At 62.4% G+C, this 604-nt stretch carries 2 protein-coding genes; both read right to left on the reverse strand.

What is annotated here, in order from left to right:
- Positions 1–87: 87 nt before the first annotated feature.
- Positions 88–264 carry a hypothetical protein gene (locus ACR0AD_RS21150; protein WP_480489524.1) on the reverse strand — a complete coding sequence of 59 codons (177 nt, stop codon included), beginning with the start codon at positions 262–264 and terminating at the stop codon, positions 88–90.
- Positions 261–452 (reverse strand): hypothetical protein, encoded by a 192-nt coding sequence (locus ACR0AD_RS21155; protein ID WP_480489523.1) that lies wholly within the window; start codon positions 450–452, stop codon positions 261–263. Before ACR0AD_RS21155 ends, ACR0AD_RS21150 begins: the two co-directional genes overlap by 4 nt.
- Between the last annotated feature and the right edge of the window lie 152 nt (positions 453–604).

Consider the following 604-nt stretch of genomic DNA (forward strand, 5'->3'; position numbering starts at 1 on the left):
CGGCGCGCTTGCCCAAACCAAAACCGAAGAATATGAAAACCAGACCCGCAGACTCTCGTTATGAACGAGGGAGCCTCGGGGGGCAGGTCACCCACCTTGAGCTTGCAGGCGGATGGCGAGACTCTGCCCCTTTGCGCCAGAGGTGTCGCCAACCTGCCAATAGTTGCCCTGCTTGCGTCCTTCGGGGAAATACTGGCGGCAGAAGCTCTCGGCCCGATCTGCCAGATCGACCGAGAGGTCTGCGATGCTGCGCCGCGCGTTCATGCGGCGGCATCCGCGGCGCTGCCACCAACCGGATGCTCGGTGAGGATACGCGCCAACACGTCGATGTCGTCCACCGGGATGAACACCCGCGTCTTCCATTGGATCACCTCGGTGAAACACCCAATGGCCTTTAGACCGGGCAGCGCCGCGCCCGATGCGCCGATGAGTTCAAGCCTCGGCTGACCCATGACCAGCGACCGGCGCAGCTGGTAGCCGCCAAGGAGGCTCAGGGTCGTTCGCGCCTCCATCACCCCGAGGCGGTATTGCCAAGTTGTTCGTCTGTCTTGACTGGGCTATCCGCGGGCCATGAACAATCCGACCAATATGCCACGCCTAAAAG

The sequence above is a fragment of the Ruegeria sp. BH8 genome, assembly GCF_056538065.1.